The organism is Terrabacter sp. P5_B1, assembly GCF_056400505.1.
In genome coordinates, this window is record NZ_JBFULD010000242.1 from 1 (window position 1) to 6,562 (window position 6,562).

Consider the following 6,562-nt stretch of genomic DNA (forward strand, 5'->3'; position numbering starts at 1 on the left):
AACCAGGGGTCGGCTCGCAGACAGAGCCGTGCCGGCCCGCCCGGATCACGACCGGGCAGTTTCACGAGGCGTCATATGGCGGTCGCCCGTGGGAAGGAAATGAACAGTGCTCATCGCACAGCGTCCCGTGCTCTCCGAAGAGGTCGTGGTCGAGAACCGCAGCCGCTTCACCATCGAGCCGCTCGAGCCCGGCTTCGGCTACACGCTCGGCAACTCCATGCGTCGCACCCTGCTCTCGAGCATCCCGGGCGCGGCAGTCACCTCCATCCGCATCGACGGCGTGCTCCACGAGTTCACGACCGTGCCGGGCGTGAAGGAGGACGTCACCGAGATGATCCTCAACATCAAGGGCCTCGTCGTCTCCTCGGAGCACGACGAGCCGGTCGTCATGTACCTGCGCAAGCAGGGCCCGGGTGCGGTCACCGCCGCCGACATCACGCCGCCGGCTGGTGTCGAGGTGCACAACCCCGACCTGCACATCGCGACCTTGAACGACAAGGGCAAGCTCGAGATGGAGCTGACCGTCGAGCGTGGCCGCGGATACGTCTCGGCCCAGCAGAACAAGTCCGGTGACCAGGAGATCGGCCGCATCCCGGTCGACTCGATCTACAGCCCGGTGCTCACCGTGACCTACAAGGTCGAGGCGACCCGAGTCGAGCAGCGCACCGACTTCGACAAGCTCATCGTCGACGTCGAGACGAAGAACTCGATGACCCCGCGTGACGCCATGGCCTCGGCCGGCAAGACGCTGGTCGAGCTCTTCGGTCTGGCCCGCGAGCTCAACGTCGAGGCCGAGGGCATCGACATGGGACCGTCGCCGACGGACGCCGCGCTCGCCGCGGACCTCGCCCTGCCGATCGAGGACCTGGACCTCACCGTTCGTTCCTACAACTGCCTCAAGCGCGAGGGCATCCACACCGTGGGTGAGCTCGTGGGCCGCAGCGAGGCCGACCTGCTCGACATCCGCAACTTCGGCGCGAAGTCGATCGACGAGGTCAAGGCCAAGCTCGTCGGCATGGGTCTGGCCCTCAAGGACAGCCCGCCCGGGTTCGACCCGTCGGCCCTCGTCGACGGCTACGGCGATGACGACTACAACGACGAGGACGACGACCAGTCCTTCGTCGAGGACGAGCGTCTCTGACCAACCGCTTCTTGACCGAGCCCTCGGCACACTGCTCGAGAACGGCCTGGTCGGACTTCTAGGAGAAACGAAATGCCCACCCCCACCAAGGGTCCCCGCGTCGGTGGCGGCCCCGCCCATGAGCGGCTGATCCTGGCCAACCTCGCGACGTCGCTCTTCGAGCACGACAAGATCACGACGACCGAGGCCAAGGCCAAGCGCCTGCGCCCGCTCGCCGAGCGCCTCATCACGTTCGCCAAGCGCGGCGACCTCCACGCCCGCCGCCGTGTCCTCACGGTCGTGCGCGACAAGGGTGTCGTCCACCGCCTCTTCGCCGAGATCGCCCCCGACATGGCGGCTCGCGAGGGTGGCTACACCCGCATCACGAAGATCGGCGCCCGCAAGGGTGACAACGCCCCCATGGTCGTGATCGAGCTCGTCCGCGAGCCGCTGTCGGCCAAGAAGGCGACGGTCAAGGAGGCCGAGGGCGCGACCCGTCGCGCCGCCAAGCAGGAGGAGGCCAAGGCCGCTGCTGCCGAGACCAAGGCCGCCGAGGACGCCGACACGGCTGACACGACGGACAYGGCTGACGAGGCCGCTGCGGCCGAGCTGCCCGAGGGCGCCGTCGCGGCGAACGAGGACGGCTCGGCCCCCGAGGGCTACACCGTCAAGGGCAACGCCGACTCCAACCTCTACCACGAGCCCGACGGCCAGTGGTACGACCAGACGGTCGCCGAGGTCTGGTTCAAGACGGCCGAGGACGCCGAGAAGGCCGGCTTCAAGAAGGCCGGTTCCGGTTCCTGAGCCTCAGACACCATCGAGAGAGCAGCTCGTCCCGCTCGGGACGAGCTGCTCTCTCGGTTTCCGGGCGCGAGCTGCTCTGCCGACCTACCAGAGGTGGGCGACGTCGACGACGAGACGGCGACCTCCGTCGGTGTCGGTGAGCACCAACACCCGCATCGGCAGCCGGGCGCGCACCCCGAGCCCGTAGTCGGTGTAGCCCTCGAAGCTGCCGAGGCTCTTCAGCTGACGGAAGGTGCGCCAGCCGGAGAAGGTCCTCGTGCTCATGGCGAGAGTCGACGGGGCGTTGATGGTGATCTGGATCTTCGCCCCGCCACTGATGGGAACCGGGAGACCGCTGCCGGGTCCGGTCAGCTCGTCGACGTAGCGAACGTTGTAGCCGAGCCGGCCGCTGCCCGGGGCGACGTCGAAGACGAGGCGGTCGTAGCAGGCGTGCTGGCCGGTCCGCGTCCCGGTGACGTTGCCGGTCCACAGCTGGCCCGAGCTGGTGGCCTTGGGCAGTGAGCCCCACATGATCCCGCAGAAGGGCGCGGTGCTCGTGGCCGCGGCGGTGGAGGTGGAAGCGACGGTGGCGGCGACCGGCGTCGCCAGTGCCGCGACGATACCGACGGCCGCCAGGCGGCGTCGTGTGGTGGTGTGCATGAGAAAGCCCCCTCTCCCGGGAGGCCGGGCACGTTGCCCGACGTCCACTTCTAGGACGCACCAGATGCGGCGCCCGTTGACACATGCAGAACATGCGGTGCTCACGACTCCACACGGGCCGACTAGGCTCGGTCACCATGAGTGGCTCGAGCGGGTCGGACGAGTCGAGTCGGCTCCCGCTGCGGGTCCGGCTCGACCTGGCCTATGACGGCACGGCCTTCTCGGGATGGGCCGCCCAGCCGACCCTGCGGACGGTCCAGGGAGAGCTGTCCGCAGCCCTGACCACCGTGCTGCGCAGCGCCGAGCCCGTGCGCGTGACGGTGGCCGGACGCACGGACGCCGGCGTGCACGCGCGCGGTCAGGTCGCCCACGTCGACCTCGACCCAGCGGCGTGGGCCTCGCTGCCGGGGCGCTCCGACCGGGACCCGGGTGTCGCCCTCGTCAGCCGTCTGGGTGGGATCCTTCCGGCGGACGTCGTGGTGCGTACGGCGCGCCCGGCGCCCGACGGCTTCGACGCTCGCTTCTCGGCGGTGGAGCGGCGCTATCTCTACCGCATCGCCGACACCGGGGCCGTCCGTGACCCGCTGCGTCGCCACGACACGGTCTGGTGGCGCAAGCCGCTCGACGTCGGTGCGATGGACGAGGCGGCCCGCTCGCTCGTCGGCCTGCGGGACTTCGCGGCGTTCTGCAGGCAGCGCGAGGGTGCCACGACCGTGCGCACCCTGCTCGACTTCTCGTGGACGCGACTGGAGGACGGGGTTCTGGCCGCGACCGTGCGCGCCGATGCGTTCTGCCACTCCATGGTGCGATCCCTCGTCGGGGCCGTCGTCCCGGTGGGGGAGGGGCGACGGGGGCCGGACTGGCCCCGGGCGCTGCAGGGCCGCGACGAACGGGCGGCAGGCATCCACGTCATGCCGGCCCACGGGCTCAGCCTCGAGGAGGTCGTCTACCCGGCCGCCTCCGAGCTGGCGTCGCGGGCACTCGCCACGCGGGCCCGTCGCGCGCCGGTGGTCGGATCGTCCGCATGAAGGGCCGCCCGATCGATGCCGTCCCGGTCGACGTCGTGCTGGGCGTGCCCGGGCGGCGGTTAACCGCGTGACGCGGCCACACGGCATACGACAGGCTTGACCCTCGTGGGCCATGTCGACGTCAACTCCGTCTCCTTCAGCCTGCCTGACGGCAGGCCCCTGCTCAACGACGTCTCGGTGCGGGTGGGGGAGGGCGCCAAGATCGCCCTCATCGGCCCCAACGGGACCGGCAAGACGACGCTGACACGGATCATCGCCGGCGACATCGCGGCGCACGAGGGCGCGGTGACCCGCTCGGGCGGCCTGGGCGTCATGCGGCAGTTCATCGGCAAGGTCCGCGACGACACGACGGTGCGCGACCTGCTCGTCTCCGTCGCGCCCGACCGGATCCGCACGGCTGCGCAGGAGGTCGACCGGACCGAGCTGCTCATGATGGAGCGCGACTCCGAGGACGACCAGATGGCCTACGCCCACGCCCTCGTCGAGTGGGGCGAGGCCGGGGGCTACGAGCAGGAGACGCTCTGGGACCAGTGCACGGTCGCGGCCCTCGGCATCCCCTTCGACCAGGCCCAGTGGCGCAAGGTGACGACGCTCTCGGGAGGCGAGCAGAAGCGGCTCGTGCTCGAGGCCCTGCTCCGAGGACCGGAGGAGGTGCTGCTCCTCGACGAGCCGGACAACTACCTCGACGTGCCGACCAAGAGGTGGCTCGAGGAGGCTCTCGTCGCCTCCCCCAAGACGGTGCTGTTCATCAGCCACGACCGTGAGCTGCTCGACCGCGTCGCATCGCGCGTCGCGACCCTCGAGCCGGGCGCGGCCGGTGCGACGCTCTGGGTGCACCCCGGCCGCTTCGCGACGTATGCCCAGGCCCGCGCGGACCGCAACGACCGCCTCGAGGAGCTGCGTCGGCGCTGGGACGAGGAGCACGTGAAGCTCAAGACGCTCGTGCAGACCCTCAAGGTCAAGGCCAAGTTCAACGACGGCATGGCCTCGCGCTACCAGGCCGCCCAGACCCGTCTGGCGAAGTTCGAGCAGGCGGGACCGCCTGAGGAGACGCCGATGACGCAGTCGGTCAAGATGCGCCTCACCGGCGGCCGCACGGCCAAGCGCGCCATCGTCGCGGCCGGCCTCGAGCTGACCAACCTGATGAAGCCCTTCGACCTCGAGGTCTGGTACGGCGAGCGCGTCGCGATCCTCGGCAGCAACGGCTCGGGCAAGTCGCACTTCCTCCGGCTGCTGGCCTGTGGCGGGACGGACCCCGAGCGCGAGCACCAGCCCGTCGGCGACGTGCGCCCCGTGCCCGTCGAGCACTCGGGCGTCGTGCGTCTCGGGTCACGCGTGCGACCCGGGTGGTTCGCCCAGACGCACGAGCACCCGTCGCTCATGGGGCGCACCCTCCTCGAGATCCTCCACCGCGGGGACGAGCACCGCGAGGGTCGACCCCGCGAGCAGGCGGCACGCGCGCTCGACCGCTACGAGCTGGCCCGGTCGGGCGAGCAGAGGTTCGAGTCGCTGTCGGGCGGTCAGCAGGCGCGCTTCCAGATCCTGCTGCTCGAGCTGTCGGGCGCGACCATGCTGCTGCTCGACGAGCCCACCGACAACCTCGACCTCCAGTCGGCCGAGGCGCTCGAGGAGGGGCTCGACCGCTTCGAGGGCACCGTCGTCGCGGTGACCCACGACCGGTGGTTCGCCCGCGGCTTCGACCGTTTCCTCGTCTTCGGCGCCGACGGTCGCGTCTACGAGTCGACCGAGCCGGTGTGGGACGAGGGGCGCGTCGTCCGACCCCGGTGACCCTCCTCACGGCGCCCCCCGGCACCTGTGCCGGGGGTGGGGAGCGGAGTAGCGTCGGGCCATGCTGCTGCGATCGCTCGAGACGGGTGTGGTCGGAGCCCCGATGGCCGGGGGCCCCACGACGCCTGAGCTCGTTGCCGCCGTCGGTGACGCCGGCGGGCTCGGCCTCCTGGCGGGCGGCTACCTCACCGCGCCCCAGCTGGCAGCGGCCATCGCGGAGGTGTGGGACGCGTCGTCCCGCCCGTTCGGGGTCAACCTCTTCGTGCCGGCCCAGGCGAACGCGTATGCCGTGGGGTCGGGTGAGCTGACCGGCACGGAGCGGGCCGACGCGGTCGCGGCCTACCGTGCGGCGCTGATGGACGATGCGGAGGAGATGGGCGTGCAGCCGGGCGAGGCGAGACCCGGCGACGACGACGACTGGGAGCGCAAGCTCGACCTCGTCGTTCGCGAGCGGGTTCCGCTGGTGTCGTTCACGTTCGGTCTTCCGAGTGGTGCCGTCCTGGGCGAGCTCCGCCGGGCCGGCATCGAAACCGTGGCCACGGTCACCGACGTCGACGAGGCAGCCGCCGCGCTCGGCGCCGGAGTCGACGGCCTCTGTCTCCAGGGTCCCGACGGCGGAGGGCACCGCGGCACCCTCGACCCGGTGAAGGAGCCCTCGAGCGCCGACCTGCTCGACCTCGTCACCGTCGTCAGGTCACACACGGACGTACCGATCGTCGCTGCGGGCGGCATCTCCACGCCGGAGCGGGCCGCGCAGGTGCGCGTGGCGGGGGCCGACGCTGTCCAGATCGGGACCGCCCTGCTGCTGACTCCCGAGGCGGGGACGGGTCTGGCCTATCGGCGTGCGCTCGCGGATCCCGCGTACGAGCGCACCGCGGTGACGCGGGTCTACTCGGGCCGACTCGCTCGCGGCCTCGAGACCGACTTCATGCGCCGGCTCGACGGCAGCGCCCCCGCCGCCTACCCGGAGGTCCACCACGTCACGGTGCCGCTGCGACGGGCGTCCGCCCGGGCGGAGCGAGCCGACCTGCTCGCGCTGTGGGCCGGAACGGGCTGGCGGTCGGCGCGGCCGGTCCCGGCCGCCACGGTCGTGGCCGAGTTCGCGCACTGAGCGCGCCGGTCACCCTCGCGGGCGGACTCGTGGGCGGACTCGTGGGCGGACTCGTGGGCGGACTCGTGGGCG

The 6,562-nt window shown here is 71.3% G+C and carries 6 protein-coding genes; 5 read left to right on the top strand and 1 reads right to left on the bottom strand.

What is annotated here, in order from left to right; all coding sequences use genetic code 11:
- Window positions 1-106 precede the first annotated feature (106 nt).
- Together AC1DP0_RS15930 and rplQ are read left to right on the top strand one after the other, a co-directional pair.
- Window positions 107-1,141 (top strand): DNA-directed RNA polymerase subunit alpha, encoded by a 1,035-nt coding sequence (locus AC1DP0_RS15930; RefSeq protein ID WP_478085949.1) that lies wholly within the window; start codon window positions 107-109, stop codon window positions 1,139-1,141.
- A 72-nt stretch (window positions 1,142-1,213) separates the two neighbouring features.
- The gene (gene rplQ / locus AC1DP0_RS15935) at window positions 1,214-1,924 is read left to right on the top strand and encodes a 50S ribosomal protein L17, sunset domain variant (RefSeq protein WP_478085951.1); all 711 of its coding nucleotides are present in this window, start codon (window positions 1,214-1,216) and stop codon (window positions 1,922-1,924) included.
- A gap of 84 nt (window positions 1,925-2,008) precedes the next feature.
- On the opposite strand, the gene AC1DP0_RS15940 is transcribed toward rplQ, so the two are convergent.
- Window positions 2,009-2,563 carry an AMIN-like domain-containing (lipo)protein gene (locus tag AC1DP0_RS15940; RefSeq protein WP_478085953.1) on the bottom strand — a complete coding sequence of 185 codons (555 nt, stop codon included), beginning with the start codon at window positions 2,561-2,563 and terminating at the stop codon, window positions 2,009-2,011.
- Between the two features lie 137 nt (window positions 2,564-2,700).
- On the opposite strand from AC1DP0_RS15940, the gene truA reads away from it, so the two are divergent.
- From truA to AC1DP0_RS15955, 3 genes are all read left to right on the top strand, one after another.
- The gene (gene truA / locus AC1DP0_RS15945) at window positions 2,701-3,591 is read left to right on the top strand and encodes a tRNA pseudouridine(38-40) synthase TruA (protein WP_478085955.1); all 891 of its coding nucleotides are present in this window, start codon (window positions 2,701-2,703) and stop codon (window positions 3,589-3,591) included.
- Window positions 3,592-3,696: 105 nt separating this feature from the next.
- Window positions 3,697-5,379 (top strand): ABC-F family ATP-binding cassette domain-containing protein, encoded by a 1,683-nt coding sequence (locus AC1DP0_RS15950; RefSeq protein WP_478085961.1) that lies wholly within the window; start codon window positions 3,697-3,699, stop codon window positions 5,377-5,379.
- 61 nt (window positions 5,380-5,440) lie between these two features.
- Window positions 5,441-6,490 (top strand): NAD(P)H-dependent flavin oxidoreductase, encoded by a 1,050-nt coding sequence (locus tag AC1DP0_RS15955; protein WP_478085959.1) that lies wholly within the window; start codon window positions 5,441-5,443, stop codon window positions 6,488-6,490.
- Window positions 6,491-6,562: the final 72 nt, after the last annotated feature.